We start from the raw sequence: 24,982 nt of genomic DNA, 5'->3' as shown, positions 1-24,982 counted from the left end.
ATCCCCAGCGAAGCCGGCCAGGTCGAACACCGCGGTCACGGTTTCATTCGCCGGCAGTTGCTCACTCAAAAGTTCCGTCAACGCCGCATCGAGCGGGTCGGTGAAATGGCCTTCCGGCAAGGTTTTCCCTCGCGCGGCGCAAGCGGCGATCCAGGCAGCCACCACCAGGGTTAGATGGACCAATTCAGTACCGGCTTCCAGGCATTCGATGGCGGAAGCGACGATGCGCTGCGGCAATTTCTGGCTGCCGTCATTGGCGATCTGCGCCGTGCGATGGGCAAGTGCAGTGTTGGAAAAACGCTCCGCGAGCTCCGCAATATAGGCGCTCGTGTCCAATCCGGCATCCTCGGGCAGGGTCGGGATGGCTTCGGCCCACAAGGCATCGACGAATTGGCGGATCGCCGGGTCGGCGAAGGCGCGGTCGACGGTGGCATGACCGCTGAGCAGGCCAAGATAGGCGATGGCCGAATGCGAGCCGTTGAGCAGCCTGAGCTTCATGTCCTCGAACGGGCCGACGTCGCGAACCATGGTGACGCCGAATTGTTCCCACGCGGGCCGGCCAGTCGGGAACTTATCTTCGACCACCCACTGACAAAACGGCTCGGTCATCACGGGCCAGGCATCCTCGACGCCGAGTTCTTCAGCGATCCGCGCCCGATCGGCGTCGGTGGTTGCAGGCACGATACGATCGACCATGCTGGAGGGAAACGCGACCTGGTGTGCGATGTGGTCGGCAATTCCGACATCACTCGATTGAGCGAGCCCGGCATCTCGCAACTGGGCGAATTCGACCAACAGCCGGTGCAGCGTGGCGCCGTTGGCCGGCAGATTGTCGCAACAGAGCACGGTAAAGGGCGGCGTGCCGGCGGCGCGTCGCAGGGCAAGCGCCTCGGTCAGAAAACCATGCGCTGTCTTCGGCATCCGAGGATTGGCCAGATCATGGGCGATATCGGGATGTGCGGCGTCCAATCCGCCGCCTGCCGCCCTCAGATAGGCTTTTTCGGTGATCGTCAGCGTGACGATGCGGGTGCGCGGATCGGTCAGCGTGGCCAGCACAGCGCTGGGGTCTTCGGGCGCCACCAGCATCGCGCCGATCGAGCCGATGACCTGAAGCTTTTCGGTTCCACTGCTTCTGATCGCCAGCGTGTAGAGCCCGTCCTGCGGCGTGAGAGCGTCGCGCGTGTCGGTGCTGCGCAGCGAAACGCCTGTTATGCCCCAATCCGCCTCGCCTGCCGCCAGGCAATCGTCGACATAGGCTGCCTGATGGGCGCGGTGGAAGGCGCCGACACCAAGGTGCACGATGCCCGGGACGACGCGGCTGCGATAATACGCAGGTGTCGCGATCGAAGCCGGCAGTGCGCGCACGGTCTTCGTGGAAAGGCGTTCGGTCGTCGTGGTGCGACTGGTCTGGTCGGATGACATGAGTGGCCTCGGCAGGGATCGGCAAAGCGGCGTAACATTCGATTTCCTGCCACACAATGGGTCGAAAAGTCATCATACAACAATCTAGTTTTTGTATGTTGACATTAATTCTTGCCGCCCCTACCGATAGTGGCTTGGGAGGATGATCGTGGCACTGACCCATGCGGATTTGCTGTTTCCCGCCGAGGCGCATTCGCGCGCGATTGCCCGTGATCTCTATGCCGGGATCAAGGACCTGCCCCTTGTCAGCCCGCATGGTCACACCGATCCGCGCTGGTATGCGCTGAACGAGCCATTCCCGGATCCGGCGCAACTGCTCATCGTCCCGGATCACTACATCTTCCGCATGCTGTTCAGCCAAGGCGTCCGCCTTGAGGATCTCGGCGTGGCGACGCTCGACGGCGCGCCGGTCGAGACCGACGGCAGGGCGATCTGGCGGCTTTTTGCCGAGCACTATCATCTGTTTCGCGGCACGCCGACCCGGCTGTGGTTCGATCATGTGCTCGCCGATCTGTTCGGCATCGACGAACCGCTGACCGCGGCGACCGCCGACCGCCACTACGACACCATCGCGACGCTGCTGCAGTGGGAGAATTTTCGCCCGCGCGCGCTGTTCGAGCGGTTCAACATCGAGGTCATCGCGACCACGGAAGGCGCGCTCGACGATCTCAAATGGCACCAGATGATCCGCGACAGCGGCTGGCAGGGCCGCGTTATCACCGCCTATCGGCCGGACGCGGTCGTCGACCCCGATTTCGAAGGGTTTTCAACCAATCTCGACCGGCTCGGTGAGATCACCGGCTGCGACACCGGCAATTGGGCCGGCTATCTCGATGCGCATCGCCAGCGGCGTGCCTTCTTCAAAAGCTTCGGCGCGACTTCGTCGGATCATGGCCATCCGACGGCCGAGACCGCCAATCTTTCGGATGCGGCGGCGCAAGAGCTGTTCAATCGGATTCGCCGTGGTTCCGACGATGAGCGCGAGCGAAAACTGTTCCGCGCCCAGATGCTGACCGAGATGGCCAAGATGAGCCTCGACGATGGACTGGTCCTGCAGATCCATCCCGGCTCCTGGCGCAACCATTCACCCTCGATCTTCCAGAATTTCGGCCGCGACAAGGGTTTCGATATCCCGACCAGGACCGACTATGTGACGGCGCTGAAGCCGCTGCTCGACTGCGTCGGGCTGGAACGCGACCTGACCGTCATCCTCTTCACTCTGGATGAGACCAGCTATGCGCGTGAGCTGGCGCCGCTGGCCGGTGTCTACCCGGCGCTGAAGCTCGGGCCGGCATGGTGGTTCCACGACAGCCCGGAAGGCATGCGGCGCTTCCGCGAGATGACCACCGAGACGGCCGGCTTCTACAACACCGTCGGTTTCAACGACGACACCCGTGCCTTTCCATCGATCCCGGCGCGTCACGATGTGGCGCGGCGAGTCGACTGCGCGTTCCTGGCGCGTCTCGTCGCCGAGCATCGGCTGCGCGAGGACGAGGCGCATGAACTGGCGCGGGAACTGACCTATACGCTGGCGAAAAAGGCGTATCGGCTCTGAAGGGGCAACTCGCCCGCAATGCAAAGGGAGGAACCATGTTGCATTTTTCAAGACTGACGGGAGCTGCGCTACTCGCCGCCGCACTGATGGCCGGAACCGCAAGCGCCCAGACGGTTCTGCGCTCGTCCGACACCCACCCGGACGGCTATCCGACGGTCGAGGCGGTCAAATATTTCGGCGAGCTTGTAAAGGAGCGTACGGCCGGCCGCTATGCGGTCGAGCTCTATCATTCCGCGCAGCTCGGCGAAGAAAAGGACACGATCGAGCAGGTTCGCACCGGCGTGATCGACCTCAACCGCATCTCGATGGCGCCGTTCAACGGGCTCATTCCCGAAACCACGGTGCCCTCGCTGCCCTACATCTTCCGCTCGGAAGACCATATGCACAAGGTCATGGACGGGGCGGTCGGCGACCAGATCGCGGCGGCGTTCGAACAGGTCGGGCTGGTGCTGCTCGCCTTTTACGACAGCGGCGCGCGCTCCTTCTACAATTCGAAGAAACCGATCAACTCATTAGCCGATCTGTCCGGCATGAAGTTCCGCGTCATCCAGTCCGACATCTTCGTCGACATGGTGGCGGCACTCGGCGCCAACGCCACGCCGATGCCGTATGGCGAGGTGTATTCGGCGATCGAGACCGGAGTCATCGACGGCGCGGAAAACAATTTTCCGAGCTACGACACCGCCAAGCATGCGGAAGTCGCCAAGTTCTATTCGCTCGACGAGCATACTATGGTGCCGGAAGCCTTCGTCATGGCGAAGTCGAGCTGGGACAAGCTGACGCCGGAGGATCAGGCGATCTTCAAGGCGGCCGCCAAGGAGAGCGTCGCCAGGCAGCGCGAGCTGTGGACCGCCAAGGTCAAGGAATCGCGCGCCAAGGTCGAGGCGGCCGGTTCGCAGATCACGACGCCGGACAAGCAGCCCTTCATCGACGCCATGGGTCCGGTCTACGAGAAGCACGTCAAGGACGACAAGCTGAAGGCCATGGTCGAAGCCATCAAGGCCGTGCAGTGATCAAGCGGCGGCGCGGGCATTCCGCGCCGCCATCCTCTTGCGGAGAGAACCGGTGACCTCCAGCCCAGAACACAGACCGCCCCTGTCCGGCGTCGCGCGCATGATGTCGCGCGTCAGCACAGCGGCGCTATGGATCGCAGGCATCGGGCTGGTGCTGATGACCGCCTTCGTCGCCTGGCAGGTGTTCGGTCGTTATGTCCTGAACCGCTCGCCAAGCTGGACCGAGCAGGGCTCGGTGATGCTGATGAGCTGGTTCATTTTCCTCGGCGCTGCCGTCGGGGTGCGCGAGAACTATCACCTCGGCTTCGACGTCCTGCTCTACGTGCTGCCCAAAGGCGGCAAGCGTTGGCTGCGGATGATCTCGGACCTCGTCGCGCTCGCCTTCGGCATCGGTATGATCTGGTATGGCAGCCAACTGGTTGCATTGACCTGGGGCGCTACCTTGCCGTCGCTCGGCATATCCGGGGGCTGGGACTACGTCCCGCTGGTCGCGGGAGGCGTGCTCGTCGTGCTCTTCACGCTGGAGCGCATCGTGCTTCGTCTCTCCGGTGCGCCGATCGACGATGTGCTCGATGAACTGCCGCCGGCGGAAGTCGCAACCGAACTTGACACGGCGAACGTGAAGGTCTGACGCCATGGAACTCTGGATTCTCTTCGGCGTCTTCACCCTTCTGATGCTTATCGGCACGCCGATCGCTTTCTGCCTCGGCGTCGCAAGCTTTGCCACCGTCCTCTATATGGGCCTGCCGCCGCTCATCGTGTTCCAGCGCCTGAATTCCGGCATGAGCGTCTTTTCGCTGCTGGCCATTCCCTTCTTCATCTATGCCGGCGACTTGATGGTGCGCGGCGGCATCGCCAGCAAGATCGTTGCCTTCGCCGGCTCGCTCGTTGGCCATTTGCGCGGCGGCCTCGGGCAGGTCAACATTGCGACCGCTACACTGTTCGGCGGCATTTCCGGCTCCGCGGTGGCCGAGGCAGCGGCGGTCGGCGGCTTGATGATCCCGCAGATGAAAGCGCGTGGATATGGAGCGGATTACGCCGTCAACGTCACGTCGATGGCGGCGCTGATCGCGCTGCTCCTGCCGCCGTCGCACAACATGATCATCTACTCGATCTCGGCAGGTGGAAAGATCTCCATCGCCGACCTGTTCACGGCCGGCATCATTCCGGGCCTGCTGTTGGCCCTGTCGCTGATGATCACCGCCTATTTCGTGGCGCGCTCCCGCGGCTATCCGACCGAGCCGTTTCCGGGCTTCACCGCCGTCGCGCATCTCTTCGCTGTCGCGGTGCCCGGCCTGCTGCTGATCGCGATCATCTTCGGTGGCGTACGATCGGGCGTTTTCACGGCGACCGAGAGTTCCTGTGTCGCGGTCATCTATGCGTTGCTCGTTACTGTCTTTGTTTACCGGCAGATGACTTGGGAAGGTTTCGTTCATGCCACCCATGGTGCCGTGCGCACCACGGCCATGGTGCTGCTCATCATCGGCATGGCGGCGGCGTTCTCGTGGTTGATGGCCTTCCTGAAAGTGCCGGCAGCGCTCATAGCCTCCATGAACGCGATCTCGGACGATCCACTGGTCGTGCTTCTCCTGCTCAACGTCTTGATGCTGTTCCTCGGCACCTTCATGGACATGGGGCCGACGATCATCATCTGCACGCCGATCTTCCTGCCCGTGGCGCAAGCCTACGGCGTCGACCCAGTGCATTTTGGCGTTATCATGATCCTCAACTTCGGCATCGGGCTGAATACGCCGCCGGTGGGCGCTGTGCAGTTCGTGGCGTGCGCAGTGGGCAAGATATCCGTCTGGGAAGCGATGCGCTCGATCTGGCCGTTCTATGGGGCCGGGCTCGTGGTACTGGGGCTCGTCACTTACATTCCGGCCATTTCGCTCTGGCTACCGAGCGTCTTCAAATAGGGGCGACATGGCATCGGACACCGCGACCGACCTCAGGGTCGAGAGAAAACCCAAATTGTCGGAGACAGTGGTCACGACGATCCGTAAGCAGTTGCAGGCGGGTGAGATCCTGCCCGGCCATAAATTACCGACCGAAGGCCAACTGACCGAAACCTTCGGCGTCAGCCGCACCGTCATCCGCGAGGCGCTGGCCAAGCTTGCCGCCGACGGGCTGGTCGAACCGCGCCAGGGCGCCGGCGTCTTCGTCACAGAGCACATCTCGACATTGTTCGGCGCGCTTGCCGCCGACATGGGCAGCAAGGATTCGATCGCGCTCAACGTGCTCGAAGTGCGGCTGGCGATCGAGATTGAATCGGCCGGGATCGCCGCCGTCCGCCGCAATGCCGCGCAGGAGGCGGCGATCCAGGAAGCCTTCTTCGAATTCGAGCGGCTGCTGCTTGCCAGCGAGCCGACCGGTCCGGCCGACCTCGCGTTCCATCGCGCGATCGCCAGCGCCACCAGCAACCCATTCTATGTCGAGATGCTCGACGTGCTCGGCCGGCGCGCCATCCCGTGCGACGTGACTTCGCCCTGGTCGACCGAATTGGCGCAATCCGATAGCTACCAGCGCGGACTGCAGCGCGAGCACCTGGTGATCCTCAACGCCATTACCTCTGGCGATGCCGAGGCCGCGCGAGAGGCGATGCGCGCGCACCTCACCGCCAGCCAGCAGCGTTACCGCGAACGCCTGCATGCGCGTCAGGCTTTTTATTCCAGTTCGGTCAAGGCCGCCGCCGGCGAATGACCCATCTCAAGTCAGGATTGAAATGAACCAGAGCCACACCGACTATACATCCCGCTTTGCCATCGACCCGGTCGCCGCCGCGGCGATGGGAACCGATGAGCTGCGCCACAACTTTCACATTGACGGCCTGTTCCAGCCCGGCCGCATCAGCCTGACCTACACACATTACGACCGCATGATCGTCGGCGGCGCCGTGCCGACGGACGCCGCGCTTCAACTGGAAACGATCAAGCCGACCGGCACCAAGAACTTTCTCGACCGTCGCGAGCTGATCGCCGTCAACATCGGCGGTGCAGGCGTCATCAAGGCCGGCGGCCAGTCCTTCGAATTGCAGGCGCGCGACATGCTCTATCTCGGCATGGGCATCGCTGATGTGTCGTTCGCGTCGGCCGATGCAGATGCGCCGGCCAAATTCTATCTGCTCAGCGCGCCGGCGCATCAGGCCTGGCCCAGCCGGCTGATCCGCATCGGCGACGCCAAGCGCCTCGATCTCGGCAGCAAGGACACCTGCAACGAGCGTTCGATCTTCCAGTTCATCCATGCCGACGGCGTGAAGACCTGCCAGCTGGTGGTCGGCATGACTCAGCTGGCGCCGGGCTCGGTGTGGAACACCATGCCGTGCCATGTGCATGACCGGCGCATGGAGGCCTATCTCTATTTCGACCTGGCGGAGACGGCACGCGTCTTCCACTTCATGGGCGAGCCGGACGAGACGCGCCATATCGTCATGGGCAACGAGGAAGCGGTGCTGTCGCCGGGCTGGTCGATCCATTCGGGCGCCGGCACTTCCAATTATGCTTTCATCTGGGCGATGGCTGGCGACAACGTCGACTATACCGATGTCGACCCGGTGGCGTTGAGCGATCTGCGGTGAGCGACCCCTTCAGCCTTGCCGGAAAACGTATCCTGGTCACCGGCGCCAACACCGGCATCGGCCAGGGCATCGCCGTATCGATCGCACGCGCCGGGGGCGCGGTGGTCGGCGTCGGCCGCTCGTCGATGGACGATACGGCAGACAAGGTCGCCGCGCTGGGAGGGCAATTCGAGGCGGTCAGCGCCGACCTTGCCGACATTTCGGCCGCCGGCCCGTTGCACGACCGGATCTGGGACGAAAGCGGTCCGCTCGACGGGCTGGTCAACAATGCCGGCATCATCCGCCGCGCCGATGCCGTCGATCTCAGCGAGGCCGATTGGGACGACGTCATGGACGTCAATCTGAAAACGGTTTTTTTGCTCTGCCAAAGCTTTGCAAGGCGTGCCTTGGCCGCTGAGCGGAAAGGCAAGATCGTCAACATTGCCTCCGTGCTGAGTTTCCAGGGTGGCATCCGCGTTGCGTCCTACACTGCCTCGAAGCACGGTGTGCTCGGCATCACGCGTCTGCTCGCCTGCGAATGGGCGCAAAAAGGCATCAACGTCAACGCCATCGCGCCGGGCTATATCGAGACCAACAACACGCAGGCGCTGCGCGCCGATCCCGACCGCAGCGCCGCCATCCTGGCGCGTATCCCGGCCGGCCGCTGGGGCGAGGCGGGCGACATTGGCGACGCCGCCGTCTTCCTGCTGGCGCCGGCATCGGACTATATGCATGGAGCGGTGGTGCCGGTGGATGGCGGCTGGCTGGCGCGCTAGCGAGGTTCATCGTTTAGCGGAAACGCTGAACCGCGCTATCTCATTGTTTTAACGCAATTCCGGACGGAAAACCGTTTCACACTTTTCCTGGAATTGCTCTGAGGAGACAACAATGACCGCAAAGATTTTCGCGCAAGCCGGCGAGGGCGCCTGGACGACAACGCTGGACGGCAACAGGCGGCGCGTCCTCCTGCACACCGATGAGTTGATGCTGGTCGAATTCGGCTTCGACAAGGGTGGCGTCGGCGCCCTGCATTCGCACCCGCATGTCCAGGCAAGCTACGTCGCCGAAGGCCGCTTCGAGGTGACCATCGACGGTCGGACCGAAACCATCGAGACCGGCGGCAGCTTCATCGTGCCGTCCGGTCTGGTGCACGGCGTCAAGGCGCTGGAAGCAGGGCGGCTGGTCGACAGCTTTACACCGCACCGGGCCGATTTTCTTTCTCTTTGATTTGACGCAATTCCCAAGGGAAAACGCTATGCCTTTTTCCCGGGAAAACCGCTTCACACTTTTCCTGGAATTGCTCTAGCCAAGGGTAGGAGATCGAGCAGGGAAGACCCGCACCTCAAAAGAGGCGCGGGTTGTTGCCTGGGCGCTTGTGGCGCCGCGGTACTCAAGACATGACCGCAGGATGCGAAACCTGCCGCATGATGGTGAACATAGGCTTAACGCGCCGGGTGTTCGCTATGGCAGTGGCTGCGTCGGTCAGGTGATATGCCGGAGCAGGCTGAAGAGCCGCCCGAACGTCTTGCCGTAGGGCGGGCGCAACAAGGCTCCGGCGCTCAGCCGCGACTGTGTGAAAACCGGCTTCTCCTTGCTGAAGGTCCGGAATCCCCACTCGCCGTGATAGGCGCCCATGCCGCTGGCGCCGACCCCGCCGAAAGGCTGATTTTCCTGTACCAGATGCAGCATGCAGTCGTTGATGGTGACACCGCCGGCAATAGTCTCGTGCAGGATGCGTTGACGATTGCCGCTGTCGCGGCCGAACCAGTAGAGCGCCAGCGGGCGCTCCGCTCCGTTCACATGCGCAATCGCTTCGTCGATCCCGGTGTATTCTACGATGGGCAGCACCGGCCCAAAAATCTCCTCGCGCATCAGCCGCAGGTTTGCGCCGGCGTTGCGGACCAGGGTCGGCAGCAGCTTCCGGCTTTTGGCACCCAGCTCTTCGCCGGCCGGGTTGATTTCGGTGACATCGGCGCTGGCGTCACGCGCTTCAGTGATCATGTCGCGCAGGCGCTGGTGGTGCCGGTCGCTGATGATGGCGGTATAATCGGGGTTGTCGCGCAAGGTCGGGTAGAGCTTCGCGATCGCCGTTGCGAGCTTGACAGCGACCGTGCCTGCCTGCCCCTTCGGCACCAGCAGATAATCCGGCGCGATGCAGGTCTGCCCGGCATTCAAGAGCTTGCCATAGGCAATGCTGGATACCGCCGCATCGAGATCGCAGGACGGATCGAAGATTGCCGGCGACTTGCCGCCGAGTTCGAGCGTGACCGGGGTCAGGTTGGCGGCCGCGGCGATCGCGACCTGGCGTCCGACCGCGGTCGAGCCGGTGAACAGCAAATGATCGAAAGGCATCGACACGAAGGCCTTTCCCATCTCGGCATCGCCGGTGATGACGCTGAGCTCATCGGGTGCGAAATGCTCGGCAACGAGTTTGGCCAACAGCACTGAGAATGCCGGCGTCAATTCGGAAGGTTTTATAAGCACGCGATTGCCGGCCGCGAGTGCCGCCGTGACCGGCGCGACAGCGAGCTGGAAAGGATAATTCCAGGGCGACACGATGCCGACGACCCCGAGCGGCTGCGGGATGAGACGGTTTCTGCCCGGCAGGAACGGCATGGCGGTGGCAATGCGACGTTCGCGCATCCAGCCCCTGAGATGGGACAGCGCGTGGCGGATACCGGCGCGCACGACGAACAGTTCCGCAAGGCGCGTCTCGTGCGCGGAGCGGCCGCCAAAGTCGGCGTCGATCGCCGCGCAGATGTCGGCCTCGTGCCGCTCGGTCAGCGCCAGCAGGCGCTTCAGGCGATCCCTGCGGATGCCAAAGTTGGGGAAAGGCTGCGCCTCGAAGGCGGCGCGCTGCAGGTGGAACCGCTCGCCGAGAACATCCTGTCTGGTCTGCAGCATCGCATCCTCCCTGGCTAGCGGAGCCGAGCTTACATTGCTGGGTGAAGGAATCCAGCGAGGTAAAGGTGTTGCAAGGGAAGGCGCAGGCTGCAGGCGACCTGTTCCTGTTGTGGCACGATGACAGCTGCGCTAAGGCATGGTGCCCATGCAGAGAGTCGTTTTGACCGATTTCCCATCCTCTCCCATCCAGGAATTCCAGTCCGGTGTCTGCCTGATGCTGATATCGAGTATCTTGGCCATGGACCCCAAGCGGCGCGTTTCGTGCCGGGCGGCCCAGCGGAATTGCGGATGAAGGGCGCTCACAGGCTTGAGGCTGCGTTTGGAGCGGCTGCGCGAAGGGTTGTGCGGGAGTTTCTGCGGTTCGTGCCGCTGTCTCTGAAACAGCGCATGCAAAAACGCACATACGCACGCGCGGCGCCCGCCAACAGAATTTTCATTTCGGGTTGCGCGCGCAGCGGCACGACGCTGACACAGCGGCTGATGAGGTGTTTCGAGGACATTTTCGTCCATCCGCCCGAAGCGCGATACACAATGCTGGACATGTTGGACCGGCCGGAATCGAACCTCGTCGTCAAGCGCGATGCGCGCGGTTTTGCGCATCTGGCGAAGCTCCCTCCCTCCATCGGCTTGATCTATTGCGTGCGCCATCCGTTCGACACGCTGACAAGTTCGCATCCGCAAACACGCAACGAGCGTCGGTTCCACGTCACGCCGCATCGCTGGCTGGCCGAATACGACGCGCTGACCCGGCTGAAGAATGCACAACCGCACCGGCAGATACTCATTGTCCGCTACGAAGACATGACCGGCGTGCCCGATGCGCAGCAGGACAAAATCGCGCAGTCGTTCGGACTGACACCGCGCATTCGCTTCAGCGAGGATCCGGACAATCCGATCCGGTTGGCTTCGTTGAGAAAATGGGAAAGGAATGAAGAATTCAGGAGTTATCTCGGCGGCCTGCCCCCGGCATTTCTCGTCCGCGTCCAGCGTTTCTGCGCCGAGTTCGGCTATGACATGCCAATGAGCACGCCGACCGTGGACGCGCGGTGATGCAGGCACCGGCGGCCCTCGCGACGGAACAGCGAGATCCCAAGCGGCGCGTGCTGAAAGACGTGTTCGGCTTCGATGATTTTCGCCCCGGCCAGGCCGATGTCATGGATGCGCTGCTGGCCGGGCGGCATGTGCTGGCCGTCATGCCGACAGGTGCGGGCAAATCGCTCTGCTACCAGGTCCCGGCACTTGTCCTGGGCGGGCTCACCATTGTCGTTTCGCCGTTGGTGGCGCTGATGCAGGATCAGGTCGCCGCCTTGCGGCTTGCCGGCGTGGCTGCCGATACGATCAATTCCTCGATCGACCGCGATGCCAATGTCGCCGCATGGCGTCGCGTCGCCTCAGGCCAGACGCGCCTGCTCTATCTCGCGCCGGAGCGGCTGATGACCGAGCGGATGCTCGAGGCGCTGGCCAGGCTCGATGTCAGCCAGATCGCCGTCGACGAGGCGCATTGCATCTCGCAATGGGGGCCGGCGTTCCGGCGCGAATACGAGGACCTGTCGCGCCTGCGCGGCATCTTTCCCAACGTGCCGATCATCGCGCTGACGGCAACGGCGGACGAAGGCACGCGCACCGATATCGAAGCCCGACTGTTTGCCGAGCGCGTCGAGACCCTGGTGCTGGGCTTCGACCGGCCGAACATCAAGCTTGCCATCGAGGCCAAGCAGGACAGCAAGCGGCAATTGCTGCGCTTCGTCGAGCGCCATCCCGGCCGCAGCGGCATCGTCTACTGCCTGTCGCGCAAGAAGACGGAGGAGATGGCGGCCTTCCTCGAGAAGAACGGCGTCACCGCGCTCGCCTATCATGCCGGCATGAGCAAGGAGGCGCGCGACGCCAACCAGAACAGCTTCATGACCCTGTCCGGCGTCGTCATGGTGGCGACCATCGCTTTCGGCATGGGCATCGACAAGCCTGACGTCGCCTATGTCTTCCACACCGACATGCCGGGCAGCCTGGAGGCCTATTACCAGGAGATCGGCCGCGCCGGCCGCGATGGGCGGGACGCCGAGGCGCATATGCTGTTCGGCCTTGGCGATATCCGCATGCGCCGGATGTTCATCGACGACGAGGATGCGCCGCCCGAGCACAAGAGGCGCTCGCATGGCCGGCTCGACACGCTGATCGGCTATTGCGAGACGGCGCAGTGCCGCCGCCAGGTGCTGCTCGGCTATTTCGGCGAGGACGCGCAGCCTTGCGGCAATTGCGACACCTGCCTCGACCAGGCGCCGCGCGCCGATGGCGGAGCGGAGGCGCGGATAATCCTGGCAGCCATCGCCCAGAGTGGCGAACGCTTCGGTGCCGGCCATGTCATCGACATCCTGCTCGGCCATGAAACCGAAAAAGTGCTGGCCAGGAACCACCAGAGGCTTGCCAGCTTCGGCAGCGGGCTGGCGCACAAGAAGGATTTCTGGCTGTCGCTGATCCGGCAGCTCGTCGCCGGCGGGTTCCTGATGCCGGATCCGGCCGGTCATGGCGGCCTCGCCATCGCCGAAAAAGGCCATGCGCTTGGCCGTGGCGAGATGCCGTTCCATTATCGCGTCGAGGTGCGCAGCCGCGCCTTGCGCGGCAAGTCGCGCTCCGGGCAGGATTTCAGGCAATCGGATGTGGACACCGGGCTGCTGGCCGCGCTGAAGACCTTGCGACTGCGGCTCGCCAAGGAGCGCCAGGTGCCGGCCTATGTGGTGTTTTCCGATCGCACCCTGATCGACATGGCCGAGCGCCGCCCGCACGACCTCGACGCCTTCGCTGAAGTGAATGGAGTTGGGGCGGCAAAGCTGAAGGAGTTCGGCCAGGTTTTTCTGAGTGCGATTGCCGAGCATCAATCCGATGGCTCGGCCTGAGGTCAGATCAGCGACTGGTCACGCGCTCTGAAGCATAGGGATCTTCGGAGAAGGCATCCGTTCCGAGAGCTTCTGTTCCGTCGCCGCCCATTCCTCCACCGCCATGCTCCCGCCGAGACCGATCAGTTCAATGTTCTCTGGCCGGCCAGTCGACAGATCAGGTTGAGACCGAGGCGTTCATCGACTTCATGGCTAAGCATCTGCAACCGCAATAGGTGCCGCTGTCCGCTCATTCACCGCAGCGTCGACCGCTGGGCGTCAGTCGCGCGATATGGATAGTCCCGTGAGAAGCGGAGCGTAGGCGGCGAGCCTGCGGGATATGAACTCCGTGAAGAGCCGCACGCGCTTGGTCTTGCGTGTCTCACCCTGGGTGAGAAGCCAGAGCGTTCCGTACATGTGCAGGTCGGTGCCCGGCACCCTCGCCAGCAGAGGGTCAGCATCTCCGACGAAGCACGGCAGTGTCGTGATCCCGAGACCTTGCCGTACGGCAACGATCTGCGCCTCGGCGTCCGTGGTCCTGAATGGAACCCCCGTGGTGCGAACTTCACCCGCGCCGGCCCACTCTGGAATTCCATGAACGCTTATGACGATCCACCGGATGGGATCAGGCGCGCCCGCCCGCCACGCGGCCAGGCGATCGCGGGACATGTAGACGCCGCCGAACACCTCCGGTCCCTTCAGGCCGTGAAGATTGAGCGGCAGGGTTTTGCGGTCGTAGACGACGCGGATCGCCACGTCGGCCTCTCGGTTGGTCAGATTTGCCAGTTCGCCGGACGACAAGATTTCCATCTCGATGTCCGGGTGCAGACGCGCGAAGTCGGCGAAGTCCGGCATGAGCAGGTGTGTCGCGAGGGGCGGTGCCAGCGTCACCCGCAGAAGCCCGCGCACGCTCTGGTCGCGCCCGAACACGCGCGTCTCCAGCTGGTGAGACGACGCTTCCATCTGGTTCGCGAGCTCGAGGACCTCCTCGCCCGCAGCGGTCAGGCGATAGCCCGAAGGCAGCTTTTCGAACATTTGCGCCCCGAGGCGTTCCTCAAGCTGTGCGATGCGTCGCAGCACGGTCGAGTGATTCACCCCGAGCTGCGCGCCGGCAGCCCGCACCGAGCCTCCGCGTGCGACGGCTAGAAAGTAGCGAATATCATCCCAGTCGATCATGGTGCAATCCGGCACCGCGCGGTGCGCCTTCCAAACCCCGTATCTAACACATCCTACAGCAGTAGGGGCGGGACATCACGGCTTATGTCGACAGGGCGGCGCAATTCCGAATGGCGGACACGGATCGTCGCGGCTGGCGTCAGTCCTGAAGGCGGATCGATTTTGCACCACGGATGTGCGCGCTTCCGCACTCACCACCTGACCCCGACGGGCCCATCTAGAGGTCCTCGGGGCGTACCCGAACGACCAAAGACAGAAGCTGGAAGGATTGAGTCATGGGAAAACTGGACGGTAAGGTTGCGGTTATTACGGGTGGCGCCACCGGCATCGGCCGCGCCGCAGCGAAGCGCTTCATCGAGGAGGGCGCCTTCGTCTTCATCTTCGGCCGCCGGCAGGACGCGCTAGACGCCGCTGTGGCCGAACTCGGGCCCAATGCCCGCGCGGTGAAGGGCTCGGTCTCGGATGAGGCCGACCTTGATCGGCTCTATGCGGCGGTGAAGGCCGAGCGCGGAACCCTCGACATCATCTTCGCCAACGCCGGGGTGGGAAGCCTGCTTCCGCTCGGCAAGCTCACCGCCGAGCACATTGACGAAACCTTCAACACCAATGTGAAGGGTACGATTTTTACGGTCCAGAAGGCGCTGCCGCTGATGGGCGAGGGCGGTTCGATTATCCTGACCGGATCGAGCGCCGGCACCACGGGCGCGCCCGCATTCAGCGTCTATAGCGCGAGCAAGGCGGCCGTGCGCAACCTCGCGCGGACGTGGGCGGAAGACTTGAAAGGCACCGGCATCCGGGTAAACGTGCTGTCGCCCGGGCCGACGGCGACCGAACTCGCGAAGGCAGCGATAGGCGAGGAGGGCTTGAAGGTCTTCGCCTCGATGAATCCGCTTCAGCGGATGGCCGATCCAGCGGAGATCGGGGCGGCGGCTGCGTTTCTCGCGTCGCCCGACAGCAGCTTCATGACCGCCAGCGAGGTCGCCGTCGACGGGGGCTTGGCGCAAATCTGACCCGCTACCCCCGCCGTTCATTCCATTCGATATCCCGAGCCCCGCAGGGCCTGGCAAACTGAAGGAGAATATACATGAGCTATGCAATTATCGGCTTCGGCAAGATCGGCCAAGCTCTTGCCAAGGCGTTTGCCCGCAACGGCATCGAAGTGTCCGTGGCAACCACGCGCGACCCGGAAAGCTTTGCATCAGCCGCGGCCGCGATCGGACCCACGATCATCCCGAAAACGCTGGCGGACGCGGTCAAGGCGGACATCATCTTTTTGGCTGTCCGCTTTGAATCGCACCCAGATGTCGCGAAGGCGCTGTCAAGCTGGGAAGGCAAGACGATCATCGACGTGACGAACGTGTTTCCAGTCCCCGAAGAACTGGACGGTCTGCCGTCCTCCGCCTTCGTCGCAAAGGCGTTCACCGGCGCCAAGCTCGTCAAAGGCTTCAATCACCTGATTGCGGCCACCCTGGCTGCCGATCCGATCGTCGAGGGCGGCCACCGGGTCGTCTTTCTGTCTGGTGACGACGAGGACGCGATCGCTCCCGTGGCGGTCTTGGCCAAACAACTCGGGTTAGCACCGGTCAAGCTGGGGAAGCTCAACGAGGGCGGCGCACTGGTGCACGCACGCGGCCGCACTTGGGGCCAGCTGATCTTCCAGGATCTGTTCAAGAAGGAGCAATAACGGATTTACCGTGCGCTGTCAGAGTGGCCGGTGTTCGACGCCGGCCACATCGTCAGCCGAGCGCGCAAAGTGACGCGCTTGAAAGCGGCTTACATCTGCCTGGGATCCTTCGGCCGGCAGGTGCCTGCCACCCATGAATCGTAGTTGCAATAGCTGATGTCCCAACCGGCATCGCGTCTTTTGGAAGTTACCTCACGACCACCCGCGCGGATGGGTCCGAAGCCACCCCAACTGCCATCCGAGCCTTTGTAATTTCCCATGACGCGATAATTGCAGTTGTTTACGACGACGTTGCCGTCCATCGACACGCATGCCGATGCGACAGTGGAAAGACCGAAGAAGGCCGTGCCGGCGACTGTGATGGCGAAAGAGGCTTTGCGCATGGTGGTCTCCTAACTGGCTGGGCGAACCAACCATTACGAGATCTCGGGCCGGGCCTCTTCCCCCATTTGGGCTAAACCGGCTGGCAAATTCACAGCGGCATGGCTGCGCTTGCGGACAGAAAGCCATGTGCGGAGATGCCGAATGGGCCTGCCCATCGCCGAAGCCTTACGGCCTCCGCGAAGCCAGGGTGTCCCGGCTCGGGCGGCTTTGTCCTGTTGGCTGCGCGATGTGCGGCAGGCGGCTAGCAGCCCGGGAGATGTCAGGTTTTTGGACTAAATGGCGGAGAGGGAGGGATTCGGTTTCACGCCTATCCTGCTGAAAATGCTAATCTTTTCGCGCTTTTTGTTACGCAGTTTGTTACACTGCTACAACTGCGATTTACAATCGCTCTTTTGAGCTCGCCTGCCCAATCCATCTTATCTGTCGAAACCGACGCAATGGCGCGGCGGTGGATTGGGTCACTCTGTCATAGTATCCGCGCTTCATTAAGTTGACGATGCCGTTTAGACTCGGAGCTGATCCTTTCCGGTCGATCACCAGGATTTGGCGCGCGACCCGGCACCGGCGGTTCGTCTTTGTACGTTTGTGTCATCCAGGCCGGATCAACTCGGCCATCAGGCTTCTCACGACTTATGCATGCGTTTCCCACTTTTATTAGCATTCGGTGCGAACCCGCACCCTGCACCAAACCTGCGACGCCTAAGCTATCGTCCTCGACTTGAGCGTTCCCTGCTTCTCGTGGAAGACGCTAAATTCGCTCGTGCGTTATTGCCGGCCAGCAAAGGCTGCGGGTCGGCGGTGAGGGTGTCGAGGAGCGGCGGCCGTTCCCTTTCACTCAATAGTGCCGCCGGCGCCTGGATGGTTTCCACGACGCCGCCCCCGCAATCGTAGCCGTTGTGATGATCATCGTGCATGCGCTGAGCTGTTGGGGACATGCTGGTGGCGGTGCCGGAAGCACCGGAGACATGTGATATCTCGGCAGCGGGCAGAGCGGCTTCTCTGTCGCTGCACAGGAAAGCGTAGAGTTCCTTCACGCAAATGCGGGCGTCCTTCTTGTCTTTTTGAAAGGGCGGGACGAGGGGCAACCTGATATCGGCCTTTTGGTAGAACGGACTGCGCTCTTCGTACAGCTGGTCAACCTTCTGCTCGATGTCGGCGCCTTGCAGCAGCGGCCGGCTGGTGTCCCTCTCGAGGCGCCTGCGGAGCTCTTTCAGCTCGGGTGTCGAGCCAGATCGACCTCGCCTTATTAAGAATCAGGGCTTGATTGGACTCCTTGCCAAAGCAGCCGCCGCCGGTTGCGATGACGATGGGGCCTCTCTCCAGCTGCTTGGCGAGCTCTTTGGTCTCCAGGTCCCTGAAGTGCGCCTCGCCACGGCCAGGGTCGGCGAACATCTCCATCAGATTGCCGTGATCGGCGACGATATGCTTATCGATGTCGACAAACTCCACCCCCAACTCCTTGGCAAGCTGGGCGCCGATGGTCGACTTGCCGCTCGCCGGCATGCCGACGAGCACGACCGGCCGCGTACCGAGGGCCGCGAGGATCTCGCCGGCTTGCGGCGAGCGAGCGACCGCAATCTGTTGTCTTGCGACGATGGGCGACCTGGAGGTCCCTGCCGCCCTCGACCTGCTTTCTCCTGACGAGTCCCAGTGTAATATCTCCCAGCACCACGGGGAATGGGGACTAGCTCGCATTCGCTCTGCGCGCGGTGCGCGAGCTCGGCCCGATAACTGGCCGGCGTAGGGAACTCGACCTCGAAGCGATAGTTCTGCGCGGTTCTGAACGCCGTGTGAACGCCGCGTAACCGCGGCCTGTCCATCCTGATGACCCAGTTGGTGGTCTCGACCTCGCTGCAGTCCCGCTCCTCGAAGGCCAGTGCCGCCTTCCTGAAGGCGCGCGTAAAAGCCTCGTCCGGGATCTCGAAGACATGGCGCACGGCATTGGTGACCAGTTGGGCCTCCGGCGCCGTGCTCACGCTCTGGCCGGTCAACTCGTCGGCTATCCAGACCTGCCCGCCCGACCGTTGGTCAAGATGCGGCACCTTCACCTCGATGCCGTCCTGCCGCAAAAGCTCGGCAACCGCATGCACAATTTTTGGTAATCGCGCTTTCTTGCGCTTCGGCGGGGGCGGCTTCGAGCCTGGCCCGCTCAAGGGCCTGTTCGCTGCTCAGCGTTATCGTGCTGGCGCGGTCGTCTTCGGCCGAGATTGCTAAGGCGCTGAGCAGAATGCGCTTTTCGACGGCGAGTCTGATCGAGGCCTCCATGACCGATGCCGCCAGCGTGGGGTTGTCCTTCAGATCCGCCAGGCTGCCATCGACGTCGAACCGGCCCTGGTGGAGCTTTGCCGCCTGCGCCTTGACATATGGCGCCGACTTGAAGCCCGGCCTCTGCTCCAAGAGCCGCTGCAATTCGGTGGTTTTTTGCATGAACACCCGCGCACCGGTATCGGACTTGTAGGCGTCAGTGCCGACCTTGATGCCGACGCTCAACAGATTGATGGCGCTTTCATGCAGCTTGACTTCCGACTGCTCATGAGCCGGCTCGCTATTGAGCTGCAGGTTCCAGTCCTGGAGCTCGGCCACTAACAACGCGGCCAGTTCGCAGGCCACCGGATGCCTGGCGGCCTTGCTGTCTTCCCTCGCCCTGGCGATGAGCTCATGGAGGGCCTGGCCATCCGGCCGATCTTCCTGCAACAGTGCGCGGATGTCGGCCTTGAGCTCATTATGAATGCCCTCGTAGGTGCCGAAGATGGCACGCTCGGCAAACCAGCGTTGCGCCTCCAGCGGCTGCGCCAGCACGTTGCGCTGCAGGCAGCTGTAGGTCTCCAGCACCAGCCCGGTGGCCGACAGGATCTGCTTGGACCGGGTGAACTGGTAGCCGCTTTTCTCAATGGCCGGCGTGTGCGACTTCGGCGGCTTCATCGAGGCGATGCCGCGCGCCTGCAGCTGCGCGTCGAACTGGCGCACATGCTCGTAAAGGCGAGGCTGGTCGCCAATGATGACGACGGTGTCGCCATCAAAATCGCCGTCGAGCATTTTTTGTTCGACGCTCGGAACCGCAACCAAAGAGCCGGGCGCGAACACCTCCGTCGCCTGCAGGATGCCGACGCACTCGAGCGCGGTGTCGGCCTTGACCCGGTCCTTTTCCTCCAGCCAGTACGAATGGCACTTTACGTCCTCGGCAGACATCACGACCCCGCGCTCGGCGAAGTCCGCCGGCCACATTTCGTCGGGCACAACGATCAAGATGCCTTTGGCAAAGAAGGTCGGATCGTCGGCGGCAAGCCCAGCCCCCGACCTGTGCGCGACGTTGAAGCTATATTGGAAGGCCACGCACCGATCCAGGAACGCCGCGGTCCGGTCGCCATCGCGCGCCGACCTGACCCGGTCGGCGGCGAACGGGCGCAGGTTGGGCTTGTCATAGGGGGAGCGTCCGACAAGCACGCAAGCGTCACGGGTCAAGGTCTTGCTCTTGCCCGTCGGCACATGCAGGCATTCGTCGCTGGACGGCACGGCGATAGCGCTCGAACCCTCGATATGCCCGCCCGTGACCGTCCGGAACAGCTCCTCGGCGGTGAGGCTTTGATGGGTTTCGAGCCAAGCCTGAGCCTTCTCGCGGGTCTCCTGTGCTACCTCGACGCTACGCGGATAATGTTGCAGCGCCGAGGGCGGTACCGCCGATTGCCTTTTATCGGCATAGGCAGGCATCCGCTCGGGAGCGTCGTGGCGAGCCCGGGCAATGGACGGCATGCGCTCGGCCAGTGAGGCCCTAATGAAGCCGCAGCCGTCATGCGGCCGCAAGGCGATCTCGCCGTCTCGCCCCTCGAACCGGAAGGGATGCACTGCGCCTGCGGGATGGTCGGGCAGAAGGGACAGCTTGAAGCACCCTTCCAGCGCATAATCATGGGGGCCAATGTCGGGGATGCCCGGCGGCGCGGCAAATCCGCGGCGCTGGGTATAGTAATAGGCTTCCTTGAACGGCGCCCAGGCCCGCGACAGCTGCTCAAAGGCCGTACCCGGAGCCGTCTCGGCATAGGGGATCGCCAAAAGCTTGCCGCTTGGGGCCTCTGCGGCCGTGAAAGGCAGGTGAGAGGCAAGCTGGTTCAGGCTCTTTTGCGGCGGCTTCAGTTTGCTGCCGCCGAACAGGTCCATGCGGTAGGGCACGCCCTCCACGGTGAACGTGCGTGTCAGCATGGCTCCAGTCGGAGTTCCCTTTAGCTGCACCGCCACCACCTTCACCGCGCCCGAGGTCAAGCGGTGGAAAATGGAATAGCGCAACTCGGCTTCGCTGGCCAGCGGCCGGCCTTGCATGTCGACCACCGGCAGCCGCATCAGTCCGGCATCGCCTTGCGGCGGTCTCGGCTCGTGGTCCATGGCCTGAAGGACCCGATGGACATCGAAGCTGGAGGCTGCATGCTGGGCCTGGATCATCGATGCGTTCTGCGCCATGAAGGTGTCGAGCGCTTCGAGCGGCTCCTTCGCCTCGATCTCGGCGATCACGCTCGAGTTCGCGCACCGCCTCGGCGCGCGCCGCGGCGCTCCTTCCTCGGCTGATGAACACTGCCGATCATAGATTCGACTGCCAGCCTCAAAGCCCCATCGTCGTGCATAATATGGGCTGGCCTCGCTACATTCGAAGGGGATCGAAGGCCGATCCCACGGTGCGGTGAGAGAAGCTGCAAGCGGCTTCCAAGACTAGGTGCGAGCACCTCGATCTTTTTGTAGGCCCGTCATCGGATCATATGGAAATCGGTGAGCTTCATCCGCCGGCCTTTTACAACGTGGTTTGGTCGATCCTCTAGGGGATTACGCAGTCTTAAGCCAGCATTAATACCTTAGACGCGACACTAGGAATACTTTTACTATTCGCTAAAGCTCGATGCTATTTGACGAGGACTGGTCTTGCGTTTGCAGTTTTCTAGATGAGAGGGCTAAAGGACATTAGCGTCGGGACCAAGCTCTCGTTGGGCTTTGGGCTGGCGCTGCTGTGCGTCGTGGCCGTGGGAGTATTTGGGGTCGCGCAACTGCGATCACTCAACAAGGTCACGAGCGAGATCACCAGCGTTTGGTTGCCCCAGGTCCAGATCGTCGGCGAGATGAAGCGCAACCTCGCGGAACACCAGCTCTATGCGACGTTGCGCGTGCGCACTGCCGAGGCTGCGCAGATAGCCGGCATTGAGAAGGAGATGGCGAGGGAAAGCGACGAAATACTGCAAGGTCGGCGCGCCTATCGCCGGAGTGCCGGATCGCTGGCCGAGCAGCAGCTGTTCGACCAGTTCGTCAACCTATGGACGGCCTACGAAGATTCCCTGACATCGATTTTCCCGCTCCTCGAAACAGGAGGGCGAACAATGGCTGTCAAGGAGTTCGAGACGGTATCGCTCCCGACCGTTGCCGCCGCCTCGCAGCGATTGGACGATCTGCTGGCCCTCACCAATGAGCGCAGCACGGCCGCCGCGACGATGGCGGATAGCACCTATACCGTCGCGCAAAGATTGACTTGGCTGGCAGTTCTCTTTGCCGCCGGGTGTCTTGGTGGGCTTGTCGCCTGGATACGCCACAATGTCAGCAAGCCGATCCTCGCCGTGACCGAGGCGATGCGTTGCTTGGCGCAGGGCGAGCGCCGCTCGAGCCTCATTGCGCTGAAAAGAGATCGTCGGGACGAGGTAGGAGTGCTGTTCTCGGCCTTTGCCGGCTACCGAGCCAGTCTGGAGCGCAGCGATGCCCTGGCCCGCGAAGCCGAGCTGGAGCGTCAGCAACTGGCTGCGGCTGCCGCCAATATGCCCGTGGGGCTTTGCATGTTCGATGCGGAGAGGCGGCTGGTTCTGTGCAACCAAAGCTACGCCGATCTCTACCATGTGCCAGAGGTTCTGACTCGTCCCGGCACGCCATGGGTCGATTTGATGCGGTTCCGGATCGCGGCGGGCCTCTATGTCGGCCAAGACCCGGAAAAGTATCTGCAGCAGCTGACGGCGACTATCGATCGTGCCGAGCGCGTGGTGAGCCTAGTGGAACTCAGGGACGGGCGCACTATCGACCTCATTCATCAGCCGCTGCCGGGCGGCGGGTGGCTTGCCACGCACCATGACGTGACCGACTTGCGGCGCAGCGAGGCCAAAATTTCCCACATGGCGCGCCACGACGGACTTACCGAGCTTCCAAACCGCATATTGTTTCGCGAACGCGCCGAGGAGGCTTTGGTCGAGATGCGGCGTGATGGTAGCAAGATTGCTTTCCTCTGCCTCGATCTCGATCACTTCAAAGCGGTCAACGACACGCTGGGGCACCCGGCTGGCGACGCCTTGCTGAGGGAGGTTGCCGCTAGACTGAAACAGGTCGTCCGTGAAGGCGACACCGTGGCCAGGCTCGGTGGCGATGAATTCGTGATCATTCAAACCGCGGTTGATCAGCCGGTCGAATCTACAGCCCTTGCCTAACGAGTCATTGATGGGCTGAGCGCACTTTATGTTGTCGATGGCCATGGCGTGATGATCAGCGCCAGCGTCGGCATCTCGATTGCGCCGAACGATGGCTGGGACGCCGACCAACTTCTCAAGACCGGCGACATGGCGCTCTACCGGGCAAAGGCGGAAGGACGCAGAACCTATAGGTTCTTCGAACCGGAAATGGATGCGCGCATGCAAGCGCGGCGGTTTCTCGAACTCGACCTGCGCGAAGCGGTGGTGCGGCAGCAGTTCGAAATCTACTACCAACCGCTCCTCAATCTCGACCGCGGCGAGGTCAGCTGCTTCGAGGCGCTGCTGCGCTGGCATCACCCGACGCGCGGCATCGTATCCCCGGGAGAATTCATCCCGCTGGCCGAGGACATCGGCCTCATCGTCCCGATCGGTGAATGGGTTATCAAGCAAGCCTGTCTCGACGCGGCAAGCTGGCCCGGTAGCATCAAGGTCGCCGTCAATCTGTCGCCGGCGCAATTTCGCAACGCGCGCTTGCTCTCCACCATCGTCGAGGCATTGGATATCTCGGGACTGCCCCCCAGCCGGCTTGAGCTTGAGATCACCGAGACAGTGCTGCTGGCCAACAGCCAGGCGACTCTCTCGATGCTGCAACATATCCACATGCTCGGCGTTCATATCGCGATGGACGACTTCGGAACCGGATATTCGAGCTTGAGCTATCTGCGCTCGTTCCCATTCGACAAGATCAAGATCGATCAATCCTTCATCACGGACGCCGGAGATATCGACAGTTCCGTCGCCATCATTCGAGCGGTCACGAGCCTCGGCAACAGCCTCGGGATGCAGACCACCGCCGAGGGCGTCGAGACCGTGGAGCAGCTGGAACGGGTCCGAAGAGAAGGCTGCACCGAGGCGCAGGGCTTCCTGCTCAGCCGCCCGCTGCCCGCGCGGGACATCCCCGCGATGCTGGAGCGGACCCGCGCCGTGGTGGCGGGCGAGATCATTGAGACCGAACCCGAAACGTCAGGCGAGCGAGACACGGACAAGCCGGGCAGGCGTCGCAGTAGGGCGTCTGTCCCCGCCTAACCGGGATGCAAGCGAAAAACAGTGCCAACGAACATGAGTTTGCCGGCCTAGTTCAGGCCGCCACTCGGATCATGTCGATAGCGGGTGTGTAGGTCGGCGCGGCTCGAAATTAGGTGTGCTGAGCGCCGGTCAAAGTGGGATTAGCTTGTCATATCGATTATGGGATCCAGGTTGAACCCGACTTGCAGGACTCTGCTCGTAACCGAGCAGATCAACCTCACATTCGGTCGCTGCTCTTCACGGCTGCACCAACATCCCGCCTACGGCCGCTGGGCTCGGGCGACGAGACCATTCTGAGTGAGCGGCGTTTTATATACCCGTTCGGTCGTCAGTACCTTGCGTTCACGACAGATACGCCGGCGATCCTCCTGCTCCGGTGTTGGCTCTTTGACCATTGCACATATGCGCGGTTCGCCTCGCTTGAAGGCAAGGAGAGACGAGCGTTTCACCATCGATCTTATCGGTTTTGGCTCGGCGACTGCGACGAGACACTGCGATAGAAGCGGGATCAACGACGTAGCTCTCGATCCCCGCCTTGCTCAGAACCCGATGGATCCAGGAGCCATCGAGCCCGGCTTCCTGGATAGCGACGACGGGGAAGTCTGGCCCCATGCGTGCTCTTGCCTTCTCTCGCACGCTATCGAAGCGACGGAACAAGGCGGATAAATCACCACTGGGGACACTGTGTTTCGACAACTTCTCGCCGCCACCTGGCGACAACGACGAGATCAGCCAGGTTGAACGGCTGAGCTCCAGCGATACGAAGATTGCGCCCAGACCAGTCCGGATAGCAGTCAGAGTTTCGGATCGGTCGGCCACTACATGCATGGTGTTCCTCCGCGGGGTGTTTGTTAGCAGCGTCACTCTGCCAGAGCACGCGCCGCTATCCATCCGTCGCCATGGGATCTGGTGATTG

At 62.7% G+C, this 24,982-nt stretch carries 21 protein-coding genes and 2 pseudogenes; 14 read left to right on the top strand and 9 right to left on the bottom strand.

The annotated features are described in order from the left end of the window. A partial coding sequence (locus EOB49_RS08505; RefSeq protein ID WP_164781623.1) for a mannitol dehydrogenase family protein occupies positions 1–1,422 on the bottom strand: 1,422 nt, incomplete at its 3' end. Between the two features lie 142 nt (positions 1,423–1,564). Between EOB49_RS08505 and uxaC the strand changes: the two genes are divergently transcribed. The 8 genes from uxaC to EOB49_RS08465 all read left to right on the top strand — a co-directional run bounded on the left by uxaC (position 1,565) and on the right by EOB49_RS08465 (position 8,770). Continuing rightward, positions 1,565–2,977, top strand: coding sequence for a glucuronate isomerase (uxaC, locus tag EOB49_RS08500; RefSeq protein ID WP_164781622.1), 1,413 nt, complete (start codon positions 1,565–1,567; stop codon positions 2,975–2,977). A 35-nt stretch (positions 2,978–3,012) separates the two neighbouring features. Continuing rightward, positions 3,013–3,990: a TRAP transporter substrate-binding protein gene (locus EOB49_RS08495; protein WP_127328609.1), complete on the top strand. Its 978-nt coding sequence runs from the start codon at positions 3,013–3,015 to the stop codon at positions 3,988–3,990. 100 nt (positions 3,991–4,090) lie between these two features. Beyond that, a complete protein-coding gene (locus EOB49_RS08490; RefSeq protein ID WP_127380718.1) occupies positions 4,091–4,621 on the top strand; it encodes a TRAP transporter small permease in 531 nt (176 codons plus the stop codon). A gap of 4 nt (positions 4,622–4,625) precedes the next feature. Next, the gene (locus tag EOB49_RS08485) at positions 4,626–5,906 is read left to right on the top strand and encodes a TRAP transporter large permease (RefSeq protein ID WP_127269374.1); all 1,281 of its coding nucleotides are present in this window, start codon (positions 4,626–4,628) and stop codon (positions 5,904–5,906) included. A 7-nt stretch (positions 5,907–5,913) separates the two neighbouring features. Further along, positions 5,914–6,690, top strand: a complete 777-nt coding sequence (locus EOB49_RS08480) for a FadR/GntR family transcriptional regulator (protein ID WP_127380705.1) — start codon at positions 5,914–5,916, stop codon at positions 6,688–6,690. Positions 6,691–6,712: 22 nt separating this feature from the next. Beyond that, entirely contained in the window at positions 6,713–7,564 is an 852-nt protein-coding gene (gene kduI, locus EOB49_RS08475; protein WP_127270496.1) for a 5-dehydro-4-deoxy-D-glucuronate isomerase, read from the top strand. Then, entirely contained in the window at positions 7,561–8,319 is a 759-nt protein-coding gene (gene kduD, locus EOB49_RS08470) for a 2-dehydro-3-deoxy-D-gluconate 5-dehydrogenase KduD (RefSeq protein WP_127380704.1), read from the top strand. Before kduI ends, kduD begins: the two co-directional genes overlap by 4 nt. A 112-nt stretch (positions 8,320–8,431) precedes the next feature. Next, positions 8,432–8,770 (top strand): cupin domain-containing protein, encoded by a 339-nt coding sequence (locus tag EOB49_RS08465; protein WP_127322113.1) that lies wholly within the window; start codon positions 8,432–8,434, stop codon positions 8,768–8,770. 255 nt (positions 8,771–9,025) lie between these two features. On the opposite strand, the gene EOB49_RS08460 is transcribed toward EOB49_RS08465, so the two are convergent. Together EOB49_RS08460 and EOB49_RS37485 are read right to left on the bottom strand one after the other, a co-directional pair. Continuing rightward, complete coding sequence (locus EOB49_RS08460; RefSeq protein ID WP_127380703.1) at positions 9,026–10,447, bottom strand: coniferyl aldehyde dehydrogenase; 1,422 nt, start codon at positions 10,445–10,447, stop codon at positions 9,026–9,028. Positions 10,448–10,576: 129 nt separating this feature from the next. Continuing rightward, positions 10,577–11,047: a hypothetical protein gene (locus EOB49_RS37485; RefSeq protein ID WP_245472595.1), complete on the bottom strand. Its 471-nt coding sequence runs from the start codon at positions 11,045–11,047 to the stop codon at positions 10,577–10,579. Here EOB49_RS37485 and EOB49_RS08455 point away from each other — a divergent pair. Next, positions 10,928–11,497 carry a sulfotransferase gene (locus EOB49_RS08455; RefSeq protein WP_245472593.1) on the top strand — a complete coding sequence of 190 codons (570 nt, stop codon included), beginning with the start codon at positions 10,928–10,930 and terminating at the stop codon, positions 11,495–11,497. The genes EOB49_RS37485 and EOB49_RS08455 overlap by 120 nt on opposite strands. After that, positions 11,497–13,338 (top strand): DNA helicase RecQ, encoded by a 1,842-nt coding sequence (gene recQ / locus EOB49_RS08450; RefSeq protein ID WP_127380702.1) that lies wholly within the window; start codon positions 11,497–11,499, stop codon positions 13,336–13,338. The genes EOB49_RS08455 and recQ overlap by 1 nt, the downstream gene beginning before the upstream one ends. A gap of 258 nt (positions 13,339–13,596) precedes the next feature. Here recQ and EOB49_RS08445 read toward each other — a convergent pair whose 3' ends face one another. Then, positions 13,597–14,493 (bottom strand): LysR family transcriptional regulator, encoded by an 897-nt coding sequence (locus EOB49_RS08445; protein WP_127380701.1) that lies wholly within the window; start codon positions 14,491–14,493, stop codon positions 13,597–13,599. A 275-nt stretch (positions 14,494–14,768) separates the two neighbouring features. Between EOB49_RS08445 and EOB49_RS08440 the strand changes: the two genes are divergently transcribed. Both EOB49_RS08440 and EOB49_RS08435 read left to right on the top strand, forming a co-directional pair. Beyond that, a complete protein-coding gene (locus EOB49_RS08440) occupies positions 14,769–15,503 on the top strand; it encodes an SDR family oxidoreductase (protein ID WP_127320812.1) in 735 nt (244 codons plus the stop codon). A gap of 74 nt (positions 15,504–15,577) precedes the next feature. Further along, positions 15,578–16,177, top strand: coding sequence for an NADPH-dependent F420 reductase (locus tag EOB49_RS08435; RefSeq protein WP_127380700.1), 600 nt, complete (start codon positions 15,578–15,580; stop codon positions 16,175–16,177). An 89-nt stretch (positions 16,178–16,266) separates the two neighbouring features. Here EOB49_RS08435 and EOB49_RS08430 read toward each other — a convergent pair whose 3' ends face one another. The 4 genes from EOB49_RS08430 to EOB49_RS08425 all read right to left on the bottom strand — a co-directional run bounded on the left by EOB49_RS08430 (position 16,267) and on the right by EOB49_RS08425 (position 21,061). Next, a complete protein-coding gene (locus tag EOB49_RS08430; protein ID WP_164781620.1) occupies positions 16,267–16,560 on the bottom strand; it encodes a hypothetical protein in 294 nt (97 codons plus the stop codon). Positions 16,561–17,265: 705 nt separating this feature from the next. Next, the gene (locus tag EOB49_RS37480; RefSeq protein ID WP_245463530.1) at positions 17,266–17,727 is read right to left on the bottom strand and encodes a hypothetical protein; all 462 of its coding nucleotides are present in this window, start codon (positions 17,725–17,727) and stop codon (positions 17,266–17,268) included. Then, on the bottom strand, positions 17,696–18,076 hold the full coding sequence (locus EOB49_RS37475) for a shikimate kinase (protein ID WP_245463526.1): 381 nt from the start codon (positions 18,074–18,076) through the stop codon (positions 17,696–17,698). The genes EOB49_RS37480 and EOB49_RS37475 overlap by 32 nt, the downstream gene beginning before the upstream one ends. A gap of 513 nt (positions 18,077–18,589) precedes the next feature. Beyond that, positions 18,590–21,061, bottom strand: a complete 2,472-nt coding sequence (locus tag EOB49_RS08425) for a hypothetical protein (RefSeq protein ID WP_245472582.1) — start codon at positions 21,059–21,061, stop codon at positions 18,590–18,592. A 422-nt stretch (positions 21,062–21,483) separates the two neighbouring features. On the opposite strand from EOB49_RS08425, the pseudogene EOB49_RS08420 reads away from it, so the two are divergent. Both EOB49_RS08420 and EOB49_RS08415 read left to right on the top strand, forming a co-directional pair. Beyond that, a pseudogene (locus EOB49_RS08420) lies at positions 21,484–23,151 on the top strand (diguanylate cyclase); the annotation flags it as partial. Next, on the top strand, positions 23,128–24,066 hold the full coding sequence (locus EOB49_RS08415) for an EAL domain-containing protein (protein WP_164761586.1): 939 nt from the start codon (positions 23,128–23,130) through the stop codon (positions 24,064–24,066). The pseudogene EOB49_RS08420 and the gene EOB49_RS08415, both read left to right, overlap by 24 nt. Before the next feature lie 314 nt (positions 24,067–24,380). Here EOB49_RS08415 and EOB49_RS36400 read toward each other — a convergent pair. Next, positions 24,381–24,894 (bottom strand): annotated as a pseudogene (locus tag EOB49_RS36400) (transposase); the annotation flags it as partial. Positions 24,895–24,982 lie beyond the last annotated feature (88 nt).

The organism is Mesorhizobium sp. M7A.F.Ca.MR.148.00.0.0 (assembly GCF_003997735.1).
GTDB lineage: Bacteria > Pseudomonadota > Alphaproteobacteria > Rhizobiales > Rhizobiaceae > Mesorhizobium.
The sequence above is the reverse complement of the archived record's forward strand: the minus strand, read 5'-3'. Positions and strand labels throughout refer to the sequence as shown.

What these genes read in the sequence shown, in the direction of transcription:
- uxaC (WP_164781622.1), top strand. Translation starts at nt 1,565, where the DNA reads ATGATCGTGGCACTGACCCATGCGGATTTGCTGTTTCCCGCCGAGGCG.
- EOB49_RS08495 (WP_127328609.1), top strand. Translation starts at nt 3,013, where the DNA reads ATGTTGCATTTTTCAAGACTGACGGGAGCTGCGCTACTCGCCGCCGCA.
- EOB49_RS08490 (WP_127380718.1), top strand. Translation starts at nt 4,091, where the DNA reads ATGATGTCGCGCGTCAGCACAGCGGCGCTATGGATCGCAGGCATCGGG.
- EOB49_RS08485 (WP_127269374.1), top strand. Translation starts at nt 4,626, where the DNA reads ATGGAACTCTGGATTCTCTTCGGCGTCTTCACCCTTCTGATGCTTATC.
- EOB49_RS08480 (WP_127380705.1), top strand. Translation starts at nt 5,914, where the DNA reads ATGGCATCGGACACCGCGACCGACCTCAGGGTCGAGAGAAAACCCAAA.
- kduI (WP_127270496.1), top strand. Translation starts at nt 6,713, where the DNA reads ATGAACCAGAGCCACACCGACTATACATCCCGCTTTGCCATCGACCCG.
- EOB49_RS08465 (WP_127322113.1), top strand. Translation starts at nt 8,432, where the DNA reads ATGACCGCAAAGATTTTCGCGCAAGCCGGCGAGGGCGCCTGGACGACA.
- EOB49_RS08460 (WP_127380703.1), bottom strand. Translation starts at nt 10,447, where the DNA reads ATGCTGCAGACCAGACAGGATGTTCTCGGCGAGCGGTTCCACCTGCAG.
- EOB49_RS08455 (WP_245472593.1), top strand. Translation starts at nt 10,928, where the DNA reads ATGAGGTGTTTCGAGGACATTTTCGTCCATCCGCCCGAAGCGCGATAC.
- EOB49_RS37485 (WP_245472595.1), bottom strand. Translation starts at nt 11,047, where the DNA reads ATGCGCAAAACCGCGCGCATCGCGCTTGACGACGAGGTTCGATTCCGG.
- recQ (WP_127380702.1), top strand. Translation starts at nt 11,497, where the DNA reads ATGCAGGCACCGGCGGCCCTCGCGACGGAACAGCGAGATCCCAAGCGG.
- EOB49_RS08445 (WP_127380701.1), bottom strand. Translation starts at nt 14,493, where the DNA reads ATGATCGACTGGGATGATATTCGCTACTTTCTAGCCGTCGCACGCGGA.
- EOB49_RS08440 (WP_127320812.1), top strand. Translation starts at nt 14,769, where the DNA reads ATGGGAAAACTGGACGGTAAGGTTGCGGTTATTACGGGTGGCGCCACC.
- EOB49_RS08435 (WP_127380700.1), top strand. Translation starts at nt 15,578, where the DNA reads ATGAGCTATGCAATTATCGGCTTCGGCAAGATCGGCCAAGCTCTTGCC.
- EOB49_RS08430 (WP_164781620.1), bottom strand. Translation starts at nt 16,560, where the DNA reads ATGCGCAAAGCCTCTTTCGCCATCACAGTCGCCGGCACGGCCTTCTTC.
- EOB49_RS08415 (WP_164761586.1), top strand. Translation starts at nt 23,128, where the DNA reads ATGGCGCTCTACCGGGCAAAGGCGGAAGGACGCAGAACCTATAGGTTC.